This is a genomic window from Amycolatopsis azurea DSM 43854 (genome assembly GCF_001995215.1).
Classification (GTDB): domain Bacteria; phylum Actinomycetota; class Actinomycetes; order Mycobacteriales; family Pseudonocardiaceae; genus Amycolatopsis; species Amycolatopsis azurea.
The window spans coordinates 37,459-56,268 of record NZ_MUXN01000002.1 but is presented as its reverse complement, the minus strand read 5'-3'; the positions used below and the strand labels follow the sequence as shown (position 1 = coordinate 56,268).

The window sequence follows — 18,810 nt, the reverse complement described above, 5'->3', positions numbered from 1 at the left end:
GACTGCTACGGCCTGTTCAGTTCTCGCCGACCGATATCGGTGAGCACGTAGTAGGGCTGGGGTGAGGGCTCGTCGGATGAAGGCTCGTCGCACCCGTTCGTTATCCAGCCACGTTCGAGCAAGCGCGCCAGCATCGGGTACAGCCGCCGGTTATGCACTTTCGTCGCACGTCGCAGATCCCCGGCGTGGAAGCGGGCTTTCGTATCTCCTGCCAGGAACACCGCTGTCAGCCTGTGCATTTCTCGGGTCGACCGCATAGTCCGATTCTAGTCCTCGTCGTCCTGCGCTGGAGGCTCCTGCGACCAGCGGAACCGGGTCGATCGGTAGTTGCCACCCGGTCGGGTCGGACCAGTCGGCTGCGATGAAAAGAGACTCCCCGCCCCTGCGAAGGTTGCTTCTAGCGCTGCGGTCGCTTCGGCTGGATGGGCCGGGGTTGCGGTCCGGGGTTGTCGCGCGTGGGCGAGCTGGGCCGGTCCTTGCCTGCCCCGGCCTCGTCGGTCCCGATCCTGCTGGGTTGCGCGGCATCGAACCGTCCTCCGTGTCGGCGCAAAGGGCAGGTGGAACCCGTCTGCTGCCCCGGGCCGGAGGGGGCACCATTGCCTTGACCGTCGACCCTCTTCCGCAACTTGTAAGGACGTCTTGACAAGTTCAACGGTCTCACAAGCACGGCAACTGGTCAAGACAAGCTTACAAGTGAGAGAATCAGGGCATGGTGGATCGCAGAAGCGGAGTCCCCGCGTTCCGGCAGGTCGCGGCGGACCTTCGACAGAAGATCTCGACAGGTACCTATTCGCCTGGTGATCAGCTGCCGAGCGAACGTGAGCTGACCGAGGCCTACGACGTCTCACGGCCGACGGTTCGCGACGCCATCAACATGCTCAAGTCCGAGGGGCTCGTCACCTCCGAGCACGGGCGCGGCGTCTTCGTGCGACCGCCGGCCACGATCCAACGCATCGCCCGTGCTCGTCTGTCCCGCGCCGCACGCGCCCAGAACAAGGGCGCCTTTCTCGCGGACGCGGCGAGCCGCGGCTTCACGCCTTCGACCTCGGTCAAGGTTCGCTTCGAGCAAGCAGATGTCCGCGTTGCCGAACACCTCGCCATCGAGGAAGGCGCCGAGATCACCGTGAGAGACCGGGTGATGCGTGCCGATGGGCTGGTGGTCCAACTCGCGGTGTCGCGTCTACCGCGTGACTTCACCCGTGGCACCGCGATCGAGGAGGTCGACACCGGAAACGGCGGCACGTACGCGCGACTCGAAGACGCCGGGCAGGTGATCGGACGGTTCATCGAGCATGTCGGTGCGCGAATGCCGACGCCGGATGAAGCATCGCTGTTGCAGCTCGCTGATGGCGTCCCGGTTGTCACCGTTACCCGCGTCGCGTACAGCACCGAAGGCAAGCCGCTGGAAATGAACGACATGATCCTGGCCGGTGATCGCTACGAACTGTCGTACGAGTGGTTGGCGGACTGACTCGCACCGAACGAGAAAGCCCCCGGTCGCCGAAGCGGCCGGGGGCTGACGTCGCGAAGAGGGGTCAGCCGGTGGGGCGCTGCATCACATCCGAGGTGTACTTGACCGACGAAGGCTCGTGCCGCGAGGTGAACGGGCACTTCCAGTCCTCCTCGGTCATCCGCCCGGAGAAGTGGCGGGACGGCATCTGGTACTCGTAGGTGGTGAAGCTCGGGTTGACCGAGCCGTTGTTCGTCGTCTCGCGTTTGCGGATCGCGTCCTGCATCGAGAAGAACTTGTCGCCCAGCAACATGAACTGCATCAGCGAGTTGAACGCGATCGCCGGCCGCGAGAACCGGCGGCTCGCCCGGGAGGAGCCCGGGTGCATGCCGACGACGAAGAACGAGTGACCGGCGACGTGGAAGCCGAAGTTCGGTTCGCCGGGGTCCGAGGTGGCGCCCTCGTCGAGGCCGTAGGTGCGGCTGTCGATGTCGTGGATGAGCTGGAGATGGCGCCACAGCAGGCGTTCGTACTCCTCCTCGTCGAGAACACCGCCGGGTTCCTCGAAAGTGGACACGAACGTGCGGAAACTCTTGTCCGACAAGGTGGATCGGATGCCACGGGCGTAGCCGAGCATGTCGCGGTAGTGGGCACGCGCCGATTCCGGATCCCCCAGCGCCGGGTAGTGGCCGTGGACGATCGAGCCCTTCTTCAACGCCGCGCGAGCGCCGAGGCAGCTGAACTCCGTGGTCTGGATGAACGCTTCGAGCTCCGCTTTCGGGTCGCTCATTTCACTCCGCCTTTCCGGTGCTCCCCGGCCGCACGCCGCCTGCCGGGAAGCCAGTCGAAGGCGCGCACGGTGACCGGGCGCGCCGGGACGGCCAGCGCGGCCGCGTGGCCGGCGCCGGCGTCCAGTTCCGTGATCGTCCACTCAGGACTGTCGTCGAAGACGACGTCGCCGCCGGTGAGGGTGAACGAGGGCCCCGGCAGTCCGGCCAGGCCGGTGCCGTCGACCTTGAGGTAGGCCTCCTTGCAGGTCCAGTACCGGAAGAAGGTCAGCGGCTCGCGCACGGCGGCGGCTTCCTCCGGACGTAGCGTCCGTGCGGCCAGGCCGTCGTGGTCGACCTCCCGGACCTCTTCGACGTCGACGCCGACCCGGACCGCGGAGGTGACCGCGACCAGCGCCAGCGCACCCGAGCGGGACAGGCTGAACTCGATCCCGGTCTCGCCTGCCAGTGCCGGGCGGTCGCCGTCGCGGGTGAAGCGCAGCGCGGACGGCGCGGTGCCCGTGTAGGAGGCGAGGATGTCGCGCAGGGCGACGTGCGAGGCCAGGAACCGGGCCCGTTCGTCGTCCACCGTGATGGCGGCCGCGCGGCGCAGCTCGTCTTCGGAGAGCGCGCCGAGCAGGCCGTAGACCTCGGCCGAGCCCGGGGCGAGCACCCGCGCGAGCGGGATCCGCCACACGTGCGCGTCCCGGCCGGGGCGGAGCCGTTCCCCCAGCGCGCCCGAAGGCTGTTTCCAGGCCGAGAACCACTGCGTGGTCATCGGCCCAGTTTTCGCTGGATCACGCCGAGCAGCTCCGCCACCCGCTGTTCGAGGTAGAAGTGCCCGCCCGGATAGGTGACCATCGTCGAGTCCGCGGCGAGTTCGAGCCACGCCGCGAGTTCGTCCAGATCGGCCCTCGGGTCGCGGTCTCCGCCGAACACGGTCAGCGGCACCGGCAACGGCTCCCCCGGCACGTGCCGGTAGGTCTCGTTGACCGCCAGATCGGCCCGCATCAGCGGCAGGAACATCGCCAGCAGTTCCCGTTCGCGCCGCAGGACGTCCGGCAGCCCGCCGAGCGCGTGGAGTTCGGTGGCGAGCCGCTCGTCCGGCAGGTCCCGCAGCTGGAGCCGGGTGTCGGGCAGTTGGGGCGCGGCCCGGCCCGAGACGAACAGGTGCTTCGGCAGCGTGGCCCCGCGCTCGGCGAGCCTGCGAGTGAGCAGGTACGCGGTCAGGGCGCCGACGCTGTGCCCGAAGAACGCGAAGTCCCCGGTCAGCGCGTCGCCGAGGCCGTCGATGGCCGCCTCGACCAGGCTTTCGACGTCGTGGTGCGGCGTCTCGCGGCCGCGTTCGGCCCGGCCGGGCAGCTGGACCGGCAGGACGACCAGATCGCCGCCCGCGGCGGGGATCCACTCCCGGTAGACCGCCGCGCTGGCGCCCGCGTGTGGGAAGCAGAACAGCTTGGTCGCGCCGCCCGGCGGGATCCCGCCGGGCAGCCAGGGCCGCGCCGTGATCGGTACGGTCATCGCAGCTCCATCGTCAGATAAGGCGGCGGGGGCTGGATCGTGCTCAGGTCGGACTCCAGGACGAGCCGCGCACCGTCACGCGAGATCTCGGAGAACCCCGCGAACGCGTAGGTCACGTACATGACCCGGTTGCGCCCGGTCTCGACGAAGTCCGCGCGCAGCTTCGCGCCGTCTTCCTTGGCCAGCCCCATGATGTGGTTGAGCAGGACCGTGCCGACACCGCGCGACATCACGCGGCACGACATCAGCATCATCCGCAGATGCCAGGCCTCCTCGCCGCGTTCGGCCAGGGCGAGCCCGATCTTGCCGTAACCGCCGTACTTGTCCGAAAGGGACGCGACGAGCAGCACGTGGTCGGGCGAGGTCCGCAGCTCGTCCAGTTCGTCGTAGGAGTAGGTACGGCCGGTGGAGTTGAGCTGGTTGGTGCGGACGGTCAGTTCCTCGGCCCGCTGGAGGTCCTCCCGCTGCGCGCGGGCGATCGTGAACTTCATATCCAAAGTGGACAGGAATTCCTCGCTGGTGCCCTCGTGGTCCTGTTCGACCTGCTCCCGCACGGCGGCCGCGCGGTAGAGCTCGCGGCGCACCCGCGACTCGTCGGTGACGAACTTGGGCCGGAACTCCTCCGACGCCAGGGTCTCCCCCAGCTTGGCCACGTCGACCGTCTTGACCGTCGGCAGCGCGTGCGCGACCTCCTCCAGTTCGAAGGGCTGGTCGTCGACGAACGCGATCGCGTCGAGCCCGATGTTGAGCGCCTTCGCGATCCGTTCCACCGAACCGGATTTGGGGTTCCAGCTGATCTGCGGGTACAGGAAGTACTCGTCGAGCCCGGCCGTCTTCAGCCGTGCCATCGCCGCTTCGTGGTCGTTGCGGCTGGCCACCGAATGCAGGACGCCCAGCTCGTCGAGCCGCTTGATCTCCGCCACGACCTCCGGCCGCACGGTGACCTCACCGTCTTCGAGCAGGGTCCCGTCCCACACCGTGTTGTCCAGGTCCCACACCACGCATTTGATGCGGCCCCGTTTGGGTTTCTCCAGAACCTCGGTCATCCCGACACCTCCCGGTACGCCTCGTCGGCGATGGTCAGCTCCTGGATCTGGGTGCTGCCCTCGATGATCTCCATGACTTTCGCGTCGCGGTACAGCCGTGCCACCGGATAGTCCGGGCCGCAGCCGTTCGCGCCGTGGATCTGGACCGCGTCCGAAGCCGCCTTGGCCGCGGCCGTGGACGCGAAGTACTTGGCCACCCAGGTCGCCATGATGGTCGCCGGATCGCCCGCGTCCTTGAGCCGTCCCGCCTTCTCGCACAGCAGGCGCGCGGCCTCGCGCGCGGTGACCATTTCGCTGATCTTGGCGCGGATCTGCGGCAGATCCCGCAGCAGCCCGCCGCCCGCCGAACGCGTCGAGGTGTAGGCGGCCGACGCGGCCAACGCCGCCCGCACGATCCCGACCGAACCGCACGCCACGCTGTAGCGCCCGAGGTCGAGCGCGCCGGTCATCACCGTGCCCGCGGCCCAGCCCGGCGGCCCGACCAATGCGTCCGGCTCGAGCCGGACGTCGTCGAACTCGATGGTCGCCAGCATGCTCGCGGTGGTGCCGAGCATGTGCCGGACCGGGGTCACCCGGACTCCCGGGTGGTCCGAGGGCACCAGGAACGCGCTCATCCCGGTCGCCGTGCCGGCGAACACCAGCAGCAGCCCGGCGACCTGTCCGCCGGTGATCCAGGTCTTGCGCCCCCGCAGTGTCCAGACGCCGTTCTCGGCGACGGCCACGGTCCCCGCGGCTGTCGAGTCACTGCCGCTGTGGTCCGGTTCGGTCAAACAGAAAGAGCCCAGCGTCGTGCCTTCGGACAGAGCGGGCAGCCAGCGGTCGCGCTGCTCGTCGTCGCCCCAGCGCTGCACCGTCGCGGTCACCATGGTGTGCACGGTGAGCAGGCTCCGCAGCGACGAACACCCGCGGCCGACCTCCTCGTGCAACCGCCCGAGGGTGACCATGTCCAGCCCGGCGCCGCCCGCTTCGGCGGGGAGGAACGGGGCCCACAGTCCCAGCTCCCCCACTCGCCGCAGCACGTCACCGGGGATGTGCTCGGCCCGGTCCCACGCGTCCGCGTGCGGGCCGACCTCCTCGTCGACGAAACGCCCGACCACCTCGACCTCAGGCGTTTCGGGCCGTGTCCTCGCCCTCACGTCTTTCTCCCCGTTTCAGTGCGCGGCCGCGGCGGTGCGCCGCTCGACCAGCTCGGTCATCCGCGTGACGGTGCGGAAGTTGTCCAGCTTCAGCTCTTCGTTGGGGATCCGCGTGGCGAACGCCTTCTCGATGAACATGACCAGCTCCATCGCGAACAGGGAGTTCACGAAACCCAGTGCGAAGATGTCCTGTTCGTCGGTGAACGACAGGCTGGGGAACTTCGCCCCGATGAAGGCGCGGATCTCGCCGCGGACGTCCTGCGACATGGTGGATACCTTTCTTGTCAAGGGGGGTGAAAGCGTCCTTCGCCGCATGCGATGCGAGGAAAGCGCCCTTCACCGCGTGAGATGCGGCGAAAGCGTCCTTCAGCCGCTGTAGTTGTAGAAACCCTTGCCGCTCTTGCGGCCGTGCAGCCCGGCCGCGGTCATCTGCTTGAGCAGCGGGCAAGGGCGGTACTTGCTGTCGTTGAACTCGTCGTAGAGCACCTCGACGCTGTAGAGGATCGTGTCGACGCCGATCAGGTCGGCGGTCTCGAGCGGGCCCATCGGGTGCCCGAAGCAGCCGCGGAAGACCTCGTCGACCGTCTCCGCGTCCGCGACCCCTTCGTGGACGAGGAAAGCGGCCTCGTTGACGGTGAGCATGAGCACGCGGTTGGAGACGAACCCGGAGGCGTCGTTGACCGGGATCGGCTTCTTCCCCATCGACAGCAGCAGTTCGCGCACGATGTCCTTGGTGGACTCGCTGGTGTGGTAGCCGGGGATGAACTCGCACGACGGCTTCATCGGCACGGGGTTCATGAAGTGGACGCCCATCACCTTGTCCTGGCGCTGGGTGAGCGCGGCGACCTTGGTGATCGGGATGGCGGAGGTGTTGACGACGAACACGGTGTCGGCCTTGCAGGCCTCGTCGAGTTTCGGGTAGAGCCGGGACTTCAGGTCCCAGTTCTCGGTGATGTTCTCGATCACGACCTCGGCCTCGGCGAGGAGGTCGAGTTCGGTGCCGAAGGTGATCCGGCCGAGTACGGCCTCCGCGTCGATCTCCGGACCGCCGAGCATGCGGCTCATCCGGCATTCGAGTTCGATCCGGTCGCGGGCGTCGGCCAGCTTGCCGGGGTCGACGTCGATGAGCACGGCCTCGTGCCCGCTGGTGGCGAGATTCTGCGCGACCCCGGTGCCCATCACACCGGCGCCGACGACTCCGACGAGGGTCATCGTTCCTCCTTGGCTGCGTTGCTCGTGGTCAGGTCCAGCACGCCGTCGAGCCGGCCGTGGGCGGCCCGCACCGCGTCGGCGCCGCCGGGGTGCTCTTCGGCGAACAAGACGGTCGCGCCGAGTTCGGCGCCCAGCCGGGCGGCCAGATCCCGGGCGGTGACACCGAGTTCGCCTTCGATCAGGTAGACCGGCCGGGCCGACCGGGCGCCGAGGGCGACGTCGGCGGCGGCTTCGGTCGGCTCGATCCAGTAGCGGTCGCGCTGGAACGGATAACCGGGCAACGTGGTCTTCCGCGGGTCACGGCCGTCGTGATAGGCCCGCCAGTCGATGTCCGCCCCGGAGAGCCAGGCGCGGCCGAGCGCTTCGGTGAGCACGGCCGTGTCCTGGCGGGGGTCGGCCTCGCCGGGCAGGGTGGGTACCAGCAGCGACCACGAAGTCTGGGGGAAATCGGGGTGGCCGCGGAACATCGAGCCGAGCGACTGCCCGGCTCCCAGTTCCAGCAACACGGTATCCGGGGAAGTACTGGCAAGATGCTCGATCATCGCGGCGAAGCGCACGGGACGGCACATGTGCTCGGCCCAGTACCCGGGATCGTTCAACTGCTTCGCGGTGATCGGCGCGCCGGTGACGTTCGACAGGTAGGGCACTTCCGGCTCGCGCGGCGTGAGGTTCTTCCGCGCCCAAGCGGTCAGTTCGGCGGCGGCCGGGCGCAGGGCGCGTGAGTGGAAAGCGTGCGTGGTGCGCAGCGGACGCGCCGGAACACCGTGTTCGGTGAGCGCGGCGGCCAGCTTTTCGACACCGTCGCCCGCGCCGGACACCACGATCATCCGCGGCCCGTTCATCGCGGCGACGTCGACGCCGAACGCGGTCACGTCGCCCACCAGCGCGGTGAGTTCGGCCGCGCCCAGCGGGATCGCGGCCATCGCGCCTTCGGGCAGCTTCTCGATCAGCTTCGCGCGGAAGGCCACCAGTGCGGTGGCCTCCTCCAGCGTGAGAGCGCCCGCGAGGGTCGCGGCGGCGAACTCACCGACGCTGTATCCGGCGAGCACCGAGGGCTGGACGCCCCAGGCGCGCAGGACACGGCCGAGCGCGTAGCCGAGGGTGAACACGGCGGGCTGGGTGACCGACGGCGCCGCGTCCTCGGCGTCGGTGGCGCGGCCTAGCAGCCGGGCCAGGTCCCCGCCGTCGGAACCGCGGTCTCCGTGCAAGCTCGCCGTCGGATCGGCGCCGAGGTGAGCCTTGAACAGCTCGGCGCATTCGTCGACGGCGGCCTTGAACTCCGGCTCGCTGTCGTACAGGCCGCCCGCCATGCCGCGGTACTGCTCGCCGACCCCGGCCAGCAGGAAACCCGCCTTCCTCGGCTTCGTGTCCGCCTCGGCGACCACACGGGTCTCGGACACGAACGCGTCGGCGGCGTCGTCCACAGAGGACACCACGGCCATCCGCCGGTGCTCGAACGCCTTCCGGCCGTTGTGCAGCGTGTAGGCGACGTCGGCCAGGTCCGTCCACTCAGGACGGTGCGCGGCGAGCCTGCCGGTCATCGCGTCGGCCGCCTCGGGGGTCCGCGCGGACCACGCGAGCAGCTGATGCGGCCGGGCGTCCGGGCGCTTCGGGCAATCCTCCGGCGCTTCCTCGATGACGACATGCGCATCGGTGCCGCCGAAACCGTACGCGCTGACCCCGGCCAGACGAGGACGCTCGCCGCGAGGCCAGTCGCCCAGTTCCGTCTGCACGACGAGCTTGTCGCCGCTGTGGGCCAGCTGCGGATTCGGCTTCTCGAAGTTGACCGCGGGCGGCAGCTTCTCGTGATGCAGCGCCAGCGCGGCCTTGATCAGCCGGGCGATACCGCCCGCCTGGTTGATGTGCCCGAGGTTCGCGTCGATCGAGCCGAGCGTGATCCGCTCGACGTCGTCGACGTCGAAGATCTTCTGGAGCGCGGAGATCTCGGCGACGTCACCGAACGGAGTGCCCAAAGTGGACACTTCGATGTGGTCGATCTCGCCGGGTTCGACGTCGGCGGCGGCCATCGCCTCGGCGACGACGGCGGCCTGACCGGGCACGCCCGGCAGGTTGAATCCCTGCCTCGCCCGGTTGCCCTCGTGGTGGATGGCCCAGCCTCGGATCACCGCGTAGACCCGGTCGCCGTCGGCGAGCGCGTCCTCCAGCCGCCGCAGGACGACTACGCCGAGACCGTTGCCGGGCACCTTGCCGTTGGCTCCGGCGTCGAGGATCCGGTTGATCCCGTCGGGCGCGAACCGGCTGCCCTCGCGGTAGAGGTAGCCCGGTTCCTGAGGCACGACAACGGAAACCGAGCCGGAGACCACCAGGTCGGACTCACCGGTGAGCAGGCTGGAGCAGCCCTGCGCGACGGCGGCGAGCGCGGTCGAGCTACAGCTCTGGACGCTGACGGACGGGCCGGTCAGGTCGAGCGCGTAGGACAGCCGGGACGCGATCAGGTCCTTCTCGTTCTGGAGGATCAGCTGGTCCGGTCCGACGGTCAGCGCGGTGACGTCGTTGGAGAGCAGGTTCGACAGCAGGTAGGTGCTCGGGGCACCACCGGCGAACACCCCGGCGAGGCCTTCGACCCGGTCCGGGTCGACGCCCGCGTCCTCCAGCGCGTGCCACGCGCATTCGAGGAACAGGCGGTGCTGAGGGTCGAGCAGTTCGGCGTCGGCCCGGTTGTAGCCGAAGAAGTCGGCGTCGAAGCGGTCGATCCCGGGGATCAGGCCCGCGGCGGGGACGAACGCGGGGTCGTCGGCCACTTCGGCGGGGACGCCCGCGGCGAGCAGTTCGTCGCGGGTCATCCGGGTGATGCCGTCGCGGCCGGCGCACAGGTCGGCCCAGAACTTGCCGATGTCGGGCGCGCCGGGGAAGTTCCCGGCCATGCCGACGATCGCGATGTCGTCGCCGGTGTCCCGTTCTCGCGTGGTCATGGGGTGGTTCACCTTCCGGTCCGGCTCGGGCGCTTGCGGAGCTTCGCGGTGCGGGCGCGGCGGCGTTCGCCGCGGGCGGATACGTCTTCGGCGACCCCGGCAGGCTCGGCGGCCGCCGGGGACTGTTCGCCGAGGAGCGTGACGAATTCGGCGATGGTCGGTTTCTCGAACAGGCTCGCCGGCGCCAGTTCGACGCCGAACTCCTTGGCGACGCGGCCGATCAGCACCAGGCCGATCAGCGACGTGCCGCCGAGGTCGAAGAACGGGTCGTGCACGCCGACCTCTTCCAGGCCGAGGCAGTCGCACCAGGCGGCGGCGACCCGCACCTCCGCCGGAGTGCGCGGGGCGACGTACGCGGTGCGCAGATCGGGCCGCGGGTACCGCTCACCGGTGGGGATGGCGGCGTCGGCGCCGACCAGCGCGTCGACCGACCCCATCCGGGCCAGCGCGGCCAGCACGTCGGACAGCGGCAGCGGGAGCACGGTCACCAGCGGCTCGCCGGAGGCGACGATCCGCGACAGCAGTTCGGTGCCTTCCTCGGCGCCGATGCCGAACTCCTCGCGGAACTTGCGGGAACCTTCCTGCGCTTCGGCGGATCCCGAGAGCCCGGACGCCGTCCAGGCGTCCAGTTGCCAGGGACCCCACGCGACCGACACGACCTGCTTCGCGGGACCACGTCCCCCCGCCGAGGCCGAGGCGACCCCGTCGAGGAAGGCGTTGGCCGCCGAGTAGTCGATCTCGCCGACGCCGACGGTGAGCGTCACCGTCGAGGAGTACAGGACCAGCAGGTCGACCGGTTCGACACGCAGCGCTTCGGTCAGGGCCAGCGTGCCGTCGACCTTCGGCGCCAGCACCGCGGCCGCCTGCTCGCGGGTCTTGTTCTGCAACAGACCGCCACCGGCGATCCCGGCGGCGTGCACGACGCCGTCGAGGTAGCCGAAGTAGCCGCGGACCTCGGCCAGCAGCGCGGCGGCCTCGCCGGGGGCACTGACGTCGGCGCGCAGCGTCAGGACCTCGGCGCCGAGGGCGCGCAGGTCCCGGACCGCCAGCAGGACTTCGCTCGTGCGGTCGTCGACGCCGTGGTCGCGGATCCAGTCGTCCCAGGTCTCTTCCGGCGGCAGCTCGGAACGGCCGGCCAGCGCGAGGTTCACGCCCAGCGGCGCGAGGCGTTTGGCCAGCGCCAGGCCGAGGACGCCGAGCCCGCCGGTGATCAGGTAGGTCCCGCCGGGCTTCCAGGCCAGCGCGTCGTCGGTCTCGGGCAGCTCGACGACGTCGAAGCCGCGCAGCCAGCGCCGTCCGCCGCGCCAAGCGGCGACGGCGACCCCGTCGACGGTGTCCACTGTGGACGCGGCGAGCAGGTCGAGTTCGTGCGTCGCCTGGGCGACCTTGTCGCCGGTGCGGTCGAAGTCCGCGTACTGCGCGCGGACGAGCGGGTACTCGGCGGCGATCGCGTCGGCCGTGGCGGCGATGGTCGGGGCGAAGGCGTCGGTGGCGTCCCCGCCGAGGACGTCGAAGCCGTTGCGTCCCAAGGCGAGCAGGTCGACGCGGCGCCCGGCGCATTCGGCGCCGATCGCCTTGCCGAGTTCCAGGAGGCTGTAGAAGCCGGATTCGAGGCCGCTGGCGGTGAGCCCGAGGGCATGCACGATCCGCAACGGGCCGTCTCCGGCGAACACCTGGCGGTCCATGTCGGACGCGACGGTGACGCGGTGTCCGGCGGCCTCCGCGGCGGCCGCGAAACCGTCGGCGAACGCGCCAGGCTCGGCGAACAGGACGAGGTCTCCCGGAGTCGCGGGCACCCGGCGGGTGCTGTCCCGGCGCCAGGTCGGCGTGTGCGCGGCCAGACCGTCGCGGACCGGCGTTTCCGGCTGCGGTTCACCGGCGGACATCTGCGACAGGGACCAGCCGCCACCGCGAGAAGCGACCTCCGGCCAGTAGCGGGTGCGCTGGAAGCGGTAGCCGGGCAGGGAGACGAACCGGCGGTCCGGTCCGGCGCCGTCGGCCCAGCCGATCTGGACGCCGTGCTCCCAGAGCGCGCCGAGCGCGGTCAGCCAGGCCTGTCGTCCGGTACCGGCCACCGGCTGCGGCAACAGGGAGACCACCGGCGTCTGCGGCAGGTAGCGGCCCGCCGCTTCGGCGCCGTCGTCACCGAGTCCGGCTTCGACCAGCACTCCGGCGTATTTGGCGAGCGCCAGCAGGCCGTCTTCGAAACGGTCGTCCGCGATCCGCCAGTGCGCCGGGTCGGCGGCTTCGGCGGCGGTGAGTACCGTGCCGGTGCGCGGCGAGATCACCGGCACCGTCGGGGTTCCCGCCTGCGGAACGGGTCCGCCGAGCGCGAGTTCGAGGCCTTCGGCGAGACCGAACAGCCCGCCCGCGACGGCGGCGACGCATTCGCCGGTCCCGCGTCCGAGCACCACGGCCGGTTCGAGGCCCCACGCGGTCAGCAGCCGGGTGAAGGCGTACTCGACGGCGAAGACCACGGCCCGTTCGTCGGCTTCGGCCGTGCCGTAGAGCGCGCCGAGCAGGTCGGCGCGACCGTCCAGCAGGGCCGCGCATTCGTCGATCGCGGCGCGGAACGCGAGTTCGGTGCGGTACAGCTCGTCGGTCGTGCCCCGCCAGGCGCCACGAGTACCGGGCAGCAAGAGGCCGAAGCGCCGCTTGTCGGTGACGGCCGAACCGCCGGTGACCGCGCGCAGGGCCGTGACGGCGTCCGCGTGATCGCGCACCAGCACGGCCTTGCGGAGCGGGAGAGCGCTGCGCCCGGCCTGGGTGGTGAAGGCGACGTCGGCCAGTTCTCCGGTCAGGTTCTCGGCCAGCGCCTCGGCGTTGGCGCGCAACCCGGCTTCGCTCTGACCGGAAATCGTGAGCAGCTGCCATTCCACGCCGGGAGTGGCGGGCGGGGCGGGTGCGGCCTGGTCGAGAACGAAGTGCACGTTGGACCCGGACCAGCCGAAGGAGCTGACACCCGCGCGCAGCACCCCGGCGGCGTTGGCCGGGAAGGGCCGCGCCTCGGGGACCGGGCGGACCGTGCCGTCCACGGTGACCACCGAGTTCGGCGTGCTCATGTGCAGGTTCCCCGGCAGGGTGCCGTTCTCCAGCGACAGCACGGTTTTGATCAGCCCGGCCATGCCCGCCGCGGCGAGTGTGTGGCCGACGTTGGTCTTGACGGCGCCGACGTAGAGCGGCTCGGGCGCGTTTCGCTCGCCGAAGATCTCGCCGAGTGCGGTGAACTCGATCGCGTCGCCGAGCTGCGTGCCGGAGCCGTGCGCCTCGACGTAGCCGATCTCGTCGGGACCGACCCCGGCGTCGGCGAGCGCCGCGCGGATGACTGCGTTCTGCGCCGCGCGGTTGGGCGCGGTGAGCCCGTTGCTGCGGCCGTCCTGGTTGGTCGCGGTGCCGCGGATGACCGCGCGGGTCCGCCTGCCCGCGCCGACCTCGCCCGCCCGGCGGAGCACGACGACGCCGCCGCCCTCACCGATGACGTAGCCGTCGGCGCTCTCGTCGAAGGTCTTGGTACGGCCGTCGGCGGCGAGCATGCTCATCTTGCAGGACTGGATGAAGACGTCCGGGTTGATCATCGCCGACGCGGCGCCGACGATCGCGATGTCGCACTCGCCGCGGCGGAGGCTCTGCACGGCCAGATGCGCCGCGCTGAGCGCCGACGAGCACGCGGTGTCCACGGTGAGGCAGGGGCCGCGCAGGTCGAGCAGATGCGCGATGCGCCCGGCGGCGGCGGAAAGCGAGCTGCCGAGCCCGAAGTAGGGGTCGTCGGCCGCGTCCATGCCGTCGGCTTCGAGCTGCCGCATGCTGTACTGCATGGTGTCGATCAGCCCGGCGAACACGCCGGTGCGGCTGCCGCGCAGTTCGTCGGCGGTGAGCCCGGCGTCCTCGATGCCCTCCCACACCAGCTCCATGAGCAGCCGGAAGGTCGGGTCGAGCCGCCGCGCTTCCTGCGGTGACAGGCCGAAGAACGCCGCGTCCCAGCCGGCGATGTCGTCGACGAACGCGCCCTGCTGCGTGTACGCCTTGCCCGGCGCTGTGCGGTCGGGGTCGTAGTAATCGGCGGCGGTCCACCGGTCCGGCGGGACCTCGCGGACCAGATCCTTGCCCTGGACCAGGTTCTGCCAGAACTTCTCCGGAGTGTCGCTGCCACCGGCGAAGCGGCAGGAGAGGCCGACGACGGCGACGTCCTGGCCCGCGGCGGCCGGTCCGGCGACGACGGTCCGCGTCTCCTCGGCGGCCGGGGTGAGCGCGGCCAGCAGATGCGCGGCGAGCGCGGCCGGGGTCGCGTGGTCGAACACCATCGTCGGCGGGAGCGCGAGTCCGGTCTCGGTGTTGATCCGGCCGCGCAACTCGATGGCGGTGAGCGAATCGATGCCCAGTTTGGTGAACTGCTGCCCGGCCGGGACGCCGTCGGTGTGCCCGAGCACGGCGGCGGTGTGGGTCAGGACCAGTTCGGTGACGACGCGTTCGCGTTCGGCCTCGGGCAGCCCGGCGAGGCGGGTGCGCCAGGCATCGGCGGCTTCCGCGCCCTCGGCGGCCTGGGCGGCTTCGGCCTCGGCGATGGCGACGACCTCGGGAAGATCGGCCAGCAACGGGCTCGGCCGCAGCGCCGCGAACGGCGGGGCGAACTTCTCCCACGTCAGCTCGGCGACGGTCAGCGCGGTCTCGTCGCGGTCCAGCGCCTGGCCGAGCGCGACCAGACCGGTCTCCGGCGCCATGGCCGGGACGCCGAGCCCGCTGAGCAGTTCGTCGAGGTCCGCGCCGACGCCCATGCCGACGCGGCCCCAGCGGCCCCACGCGATCGACGTCGCGGGCAGGCCGTTCGCCCGGCGCCGCTGCGCGACGGCTTCGAGGTACGCGTTCGAGGCCCCGTAAGCGCTCTGGACCGCGTTGCCGATGGAGGCGGCGATCGACGAGAACAGGACGAAGGCGTCGAGGTCGAGTCCCTCGGTCAGCTCTTCGAGGTTGCGCGTCCCGGCGACCTTCGGGCGAAGGACGTCGGCGTAGCGCGTGCGGTCCATGGTCTCGATGAGGCCGAGTTCGAGGACGCCGGCGAGGTGGAAGACCGCGCGGAGGTCGTCGCGGATCGGCTCGATCACGGCCGCGAGGGCGTCCTTGTCGGCGACGTCGCAGGCGGCGATGGTGACGCGATCTCCTGCCAGCTCGGCGGCGCCGGGAGCGTCTTGTCCTTGACGTGACACGAGAACGACGTGTTCGGCGCCGTGGTCGACCAGCCAGCGGGCGACGATCCCGCCGAGTCCGCCGGTACCGCCGGTGACGAGCACGGTGCCGCGCGGCTGCCAGGATCGCTTGGCCTCGACGGGTTCGGCGTGCGCGAGCCGCCTGCCGAAGGCGCCGGTGGCCCGGACGGCGACCTGGTCCTCACCGCGAGGTCCGGTGAGGACGCCGCGCAGCAGAGCGAGGGTCCGCTCTCCCGGCTCGGCCGGGACGTCGACGAGACCGCCCCACGCCTGCGGGTTCTCCAAGGCGGCCGCGCGGCCGAAACCCCACAGCTGGGCCTGTGCGGGCGAGTCCGGCGCGTCGTGGGCGCCGGTCGACACCGCGCCGCGAGTGAGCGTCCACAGTGGACCTTGCGGGTCGCGCGTGGCCAGCTCGCGGACCAGCGACATCGTGGCTTCGGCGCCGAAGGACAGGCCGTCGGTTTCGGTCTCGTCGAGGGCCAGCAGGGACAGGATTCCGTCGAAGGACTCGTCCGGCAGGTCCACGCGGTCGGGCTGCTCCACGACGAGCCGTCGCACTTCGGCGCCGGAAAGGGCCTGGGAGGCGGTCTCGATCCACGGGTGCTCCCGCGCGGACGTGACGAGCAGCCAACGTCCGGTGGCCGTGGTCGTCGCGGGGGTGAAGGGCTGCCAGCGGACGTGGTAGGCCAGCGATGTCGCTTCGGCCGCCAGCGACCGGGCGCGGCGGTAACGCGACAGCGCGGGCAGGACAGTGCCGAGCGGCGCTTCGACGTCGGACAGCTTCAGCTCGGCGGCGAACTCGCCGACGTCGCCTGCCTCGACGACCGACCAGAACCGGCCGTCCTCGGCGGCGGCGACGTCCGCGCCCGGGTCCTCCAGCCAGAAACGCTTGCGCTGGAAGGGGTACGTCGGCAGCGTGACCACGCGCGCCCCGCTTCCGCCGAGGTAGGCGGACCAGTCGACGCGGGCGCCGTGGGCGTGGATCAGGCCCAGCGCGGTGACGAGGGTGGCGGCCTGGTCGCGATCCTTGCGCTGGGTGGCGGCGAAAACGACGCCGTCAGGGCGGACAGAACGGCCCATCGGGGTGAGCGCCGCGTCCGGACCGAGCTCGAGGAACGTCGTGACGCCTTGGCCGTGCAGGGTTTCCACCGCGTCGGCGAACCGGACGGTGCCGCGGACGTGCTCGGCCCAGTACTCCGGATCGGTGAGCCGGTCCGCGAGCTCGCCGGTCAGCGTCGAGACGACCGGGATCGTGGGCTCGCGGTAGGTCAGGGTCCGCGCGACGGCGGCGAACTCGGCGAGCATCGGCTCCATGAGCGCCGAGTGGAAGGCGTGAGACACCGAGAGGCGGGTCGAGCGACGGCCGGGGAAGCGTTCGGTGACAGCGGTCGTCGCCGCCTCGGCGCCGGACAGGACGACCGCGCGCGGCCCGTTGACCGCCGCGAGCGCGACGTCGGCGGACAGATACGGGCGGACCTCGTCTTCGGTCGCTTCCAGGGCGATCATCGCGCCGCCCTCGGGCAGCGCCTGCATCAGCCTGCCTCGGGCCAGGACGAGCTTTGCCGCGTCTTCATGGGAAAGCACTCCGGCGACGTGGGCGGCCGCGATCTCGCCGACCGAGTGCCCGGCGAGGAAGTCCGGGCTGACACCCCAGGACGTGACGAGCCGGAACAGCGCGACTTCGAAGGCGAACAGCGCGGGCTGGGCGAATTCGGTGCGGTCGAGCCGGGCGGCGTCGGCGCCGAACACGACGTCCCGCACGCCGGGCAGGTGCGCGCAGGCCGCGTCGAAAGCTTCGGCGAACACCGGGAAGCATTCGTGGAGACGGCGGCCCATGCCGAGCCGCTGCGAACCCTGGCCGGTGAACAGCACGGCCAGGCGTCCGGCGGTGTCGCTGCCGGTGACCGTTCCCGCTTCGCCACCCGCGAGGGCACGGAGACCGGCGGCCAGTTCGGCGCGGTCCGCGCCGGTGACGACGGCGCGGTGTTCCATCCCAGCGCGCGTGGTGGCGAGGGAGAGCGCGACGTCGACCGGCTCGGCGCTGGATTCGTCCACAGTGGACAGAAGGGCGGCGGCCTGTGCGCGGACGGCGGCGGGCGAGGCACCGGACAGCACGTACGGAACCACGGGCGGCGCCACGATCTCGCGGTCTTCGGCACCTTCCTCGGTGGGCTGCTCCAGGATGACGTGCGCGTTGGTGCCGCTGATCCCGAACGACGACACGCCCGCGCGGCGCGGCCGGTCCGTCGCGGCCCACGGACGGGCCTTGTCGAGCAACTCCACCGACCCGGCCGACCAGTCGACGTGCGGGGACGGCGCGTCGACGTGCAACGTCGCGGGCAGGGTGGCGTGCCGCATCGCCTCGACCAGCTTGACGATGCCGGCGAGTCCGGCGGCGGCCTGGGTGTGGCCGATGTTGGACTTCACCGAACCCAGCCACAGCGGCGTTTCCCGGTCGCGGCCGTAGGTGGCCAGCAGTGCTTGCGCCTCGATCGGGTCGCCCAGCGCGGTTCCGGTGCCGTGCGCCTCGACGACGTCCACAGTGGACGCTTCGACTCCGGCGTTCGCCAGCGCGGCGCGGATCACGCGCTGCTGGGACGGGCCGTTCGGGGCGGTCAGGCCGCTGGAGGCGCCGTCGGAGTTGACCGCACTGCCGCGGACCAGCGCGAGGACCGGGTGGCCGTTGCGGCGCGCGTCGGAAAGGCGTTCCAGCACCAGCATTCCGGCGCCTTCGGCCCAGTTCGTGCCGTCGGCGGCGGCCGCGAACGGCTTGCAGCGCCCGTCCGGTGCGAGCCCCCGCTGCCGCGAGAACTCGACGAACGCGCCCGGCGTCGCCATCACCGTGACACCGCCGGCCAGGGCCAGGGTGCACTCCCCCGACCGCAGCGCACGGGCGGCGAGGTGGACCGCGACCAGCGACGACGAGCAGGCCGTGTCGATCGACACCGACGGCCCTTCGAGGCCGAGCGCGTAGGAGACGCGGCCGGACACCACGCTGCCGGAGGTGCCGATGCCGAGGTAGCCCTCGTGTTCCTCGGGCAGCGCGGTCAGCCGCGACGCGTAGTCGGTGAACCCGACGCCCGCGAACACGCCGGTGGCGCTGCCCTTGAGCGAAAGCGGGTCGATCCCGGCCCGCTCGACAGCCTCCCACGCCGTCTCCAGCAGCAGCCGCTGCTGCGGGTCGGTCGCCTCGGCCTCACGCGGCGAGATGCCGAACAGTTCGTTGTCGAACTCCGCGGCGTCGTGCAGGAACCCGCCCTCGCGGACGTAGCTGGTGCCGGGGACGGACGGGTCGAGGTCGTGGATCGCGTCGGTGTCCCAGCCGCGGTCGGCGGGGAACGGCGAGATCGCGTCACCGCCGCCGTCGATGAGTTCCCACAGCTGTTCCGGGGTGCGGACGCCGCCGGGGAACCGGCAGCTCATCGCGACGATCGCGATGGGCTCGGTCTCCTTCTCCCGCGCGTCCGCCAGCTCGCGGCGGCTTTCCCGCAGGTCGGCCGCCATCCGCTTGAGGTAGTCGACGTACTGCTCTTCCGAAGGCATG

11 protein-coding genes are annotated in these 18,810 nt (G+C 71.1%); 1 reads left to right on the top strand and 10 read right to left on the bottom strand.

Going from position 1 to position 18,810, the window contains the following annotated elements:
• Positions 1–5 precede the first annotated feature (5 nt).
• Positions 6–239 carry a helix-turn-helix transcriptional regulator gene (locus tag B0293_RS44835; RefSeq protein WP_407640095.1) on the bottom strand — a complete coding sequence of 78 codons (234 nt, stop codon included), beginning with the start codon at positions 237–239 and terminating at the stop codon, positions 6–8.
• 470 nt (positions 240–709) lie between these two features.
• Between B0293_RS44835 and B0293_RS02630 the strand changes: the two genes are divergently transcribed.
• Positions 710–1,471, top strand: a complete 762-nt coding sequence (locus B0293_RS02630; RefSeq protein ID WP_005152872.1) for a GntR family transcriptional regulator — start codon at positions 710–712, stop codon at positions 1,469–1,471.
• A gap of 64 nt (positions 1,472–1,535) precedes the next feature.
• On the opposite strand, the gene gntA is transcribed toward B0293_RS02630, so the two are convergent.
• The 9 genes from gntA to B0293_RS02585 form a co-directional block, all read right to left on the bottom strand.
• Entirely contained in the window at positions 1,536–2,240 is a 705-nt protein-coding gene (gene gntA / locus B0293_RS02625; RefSeq protein WP_005152883.1) for a guanitoxin biosynthesis heme-dependent pre-guanitoxin N-hydroxylase GntA, read from the bottom strand.
• On the bottom strand, positions 2,237–2,995 hold the full coding sequence (locus B0293_RS02620; RefSeq protein WP_005152885.1) for a 4'-phosphopantetheinyl transferase family protein: 759 nt from the start codon (positions 2,993–2,995) through the stop codon (positions 2,237–2,239). Before B0293_RS02620 ends, gntA begins: the two co-directional genes overlap by 4 nt.
• On the bottom strand, positions 2,992–3,738 hold the full coding sequence (locus B0293_RS02615; protein ID WP_005152888.1) for a thioesterase II family protein: 747 nt from the start codon (positions 3,736–3,738) through the stop codon (positions 2,992–2,994). Before B0293_RS02615 ends, B0293_RS02620 begins: the two co-directional genes overlap by 4 nt.
• Entirely contained in the window at positions 3,735–4,784 is a 1,050-nt protein-coding gene (locus tag B0293_RS02610) for an HAD-IIIC family phosphatase (RefSeq protein ID WP_005152890.1), read from the bottom strand. The genes B0293_RS02615 and B0293_RS02610 overlap by 4 nt, the downstream gene beginning before the upstream one ends.
• A complete protein-coding gene (locus B0293_RS02605; protein ID WP_005152893.1) occupies positions 4,781–5,920 on the bottom strand; it encodes an acyl-CoA dehydrogenase family protein in 1,140 nt (379 codons plus the stop codon). Before B0293_RS02605 ends, B0293_RS02610 begins: the two co-directional genes overlap by 4 nt.
• A gap of 15 nt (positions 5,921–5,935) precedes the next feature.
• Positions 5,936–6,187: an acyl carrier protein gene (locus tag B0293_RS02600; RefSeq protein WP_005152895.1), complete on the bottom strand. Its 252-nt coding sequence runs from the start codon at positions 6,185–6,187 to the stop codon at positions 5,936–5,938.
• Between the two features lie 99 nt (positions 6,188–6,286).
• Positions 6,287–7,132 (bottom strand): 3-hydroxyacyl-CoA dehydrogenase family protein, encoded by an 846-nt coding sequence (locus B0293_RS02595; RefSeq protein ID WP_005152896.1) that lies wholly within the window; start codon positions 7,130–7,132, stop codon positions 6,287–6,289.
• Positions 7,129–10,065, bottom strand: a complete 2,937-nt coding sequence (locus B0293_RS02590; RefSeq protein WP_005152897.1) for a type I polyketide synthase — start codon at positions 10,063–10,065, stop codon at positions 7,129–7,131. The genes B0293_RS02595 and B0293_RS02590 overlap by 4 nt, the downstream gene beginning before the upstream one ends.
• Before the next feature lie 8 nt (positions 10,066–10,073).
• Positions 10,074–18,809, bottom strand: coding sequence for a type I polyketide synthase (locus tag B0293_RS02585; RefSeq protein ID WP_005152898.1), 8,736 nt, complete (start codon positions 18,807–18,809; stop codon positions 10,074–10,076).
• Position 18,810 lies beyond the last annotated feature (1 nt).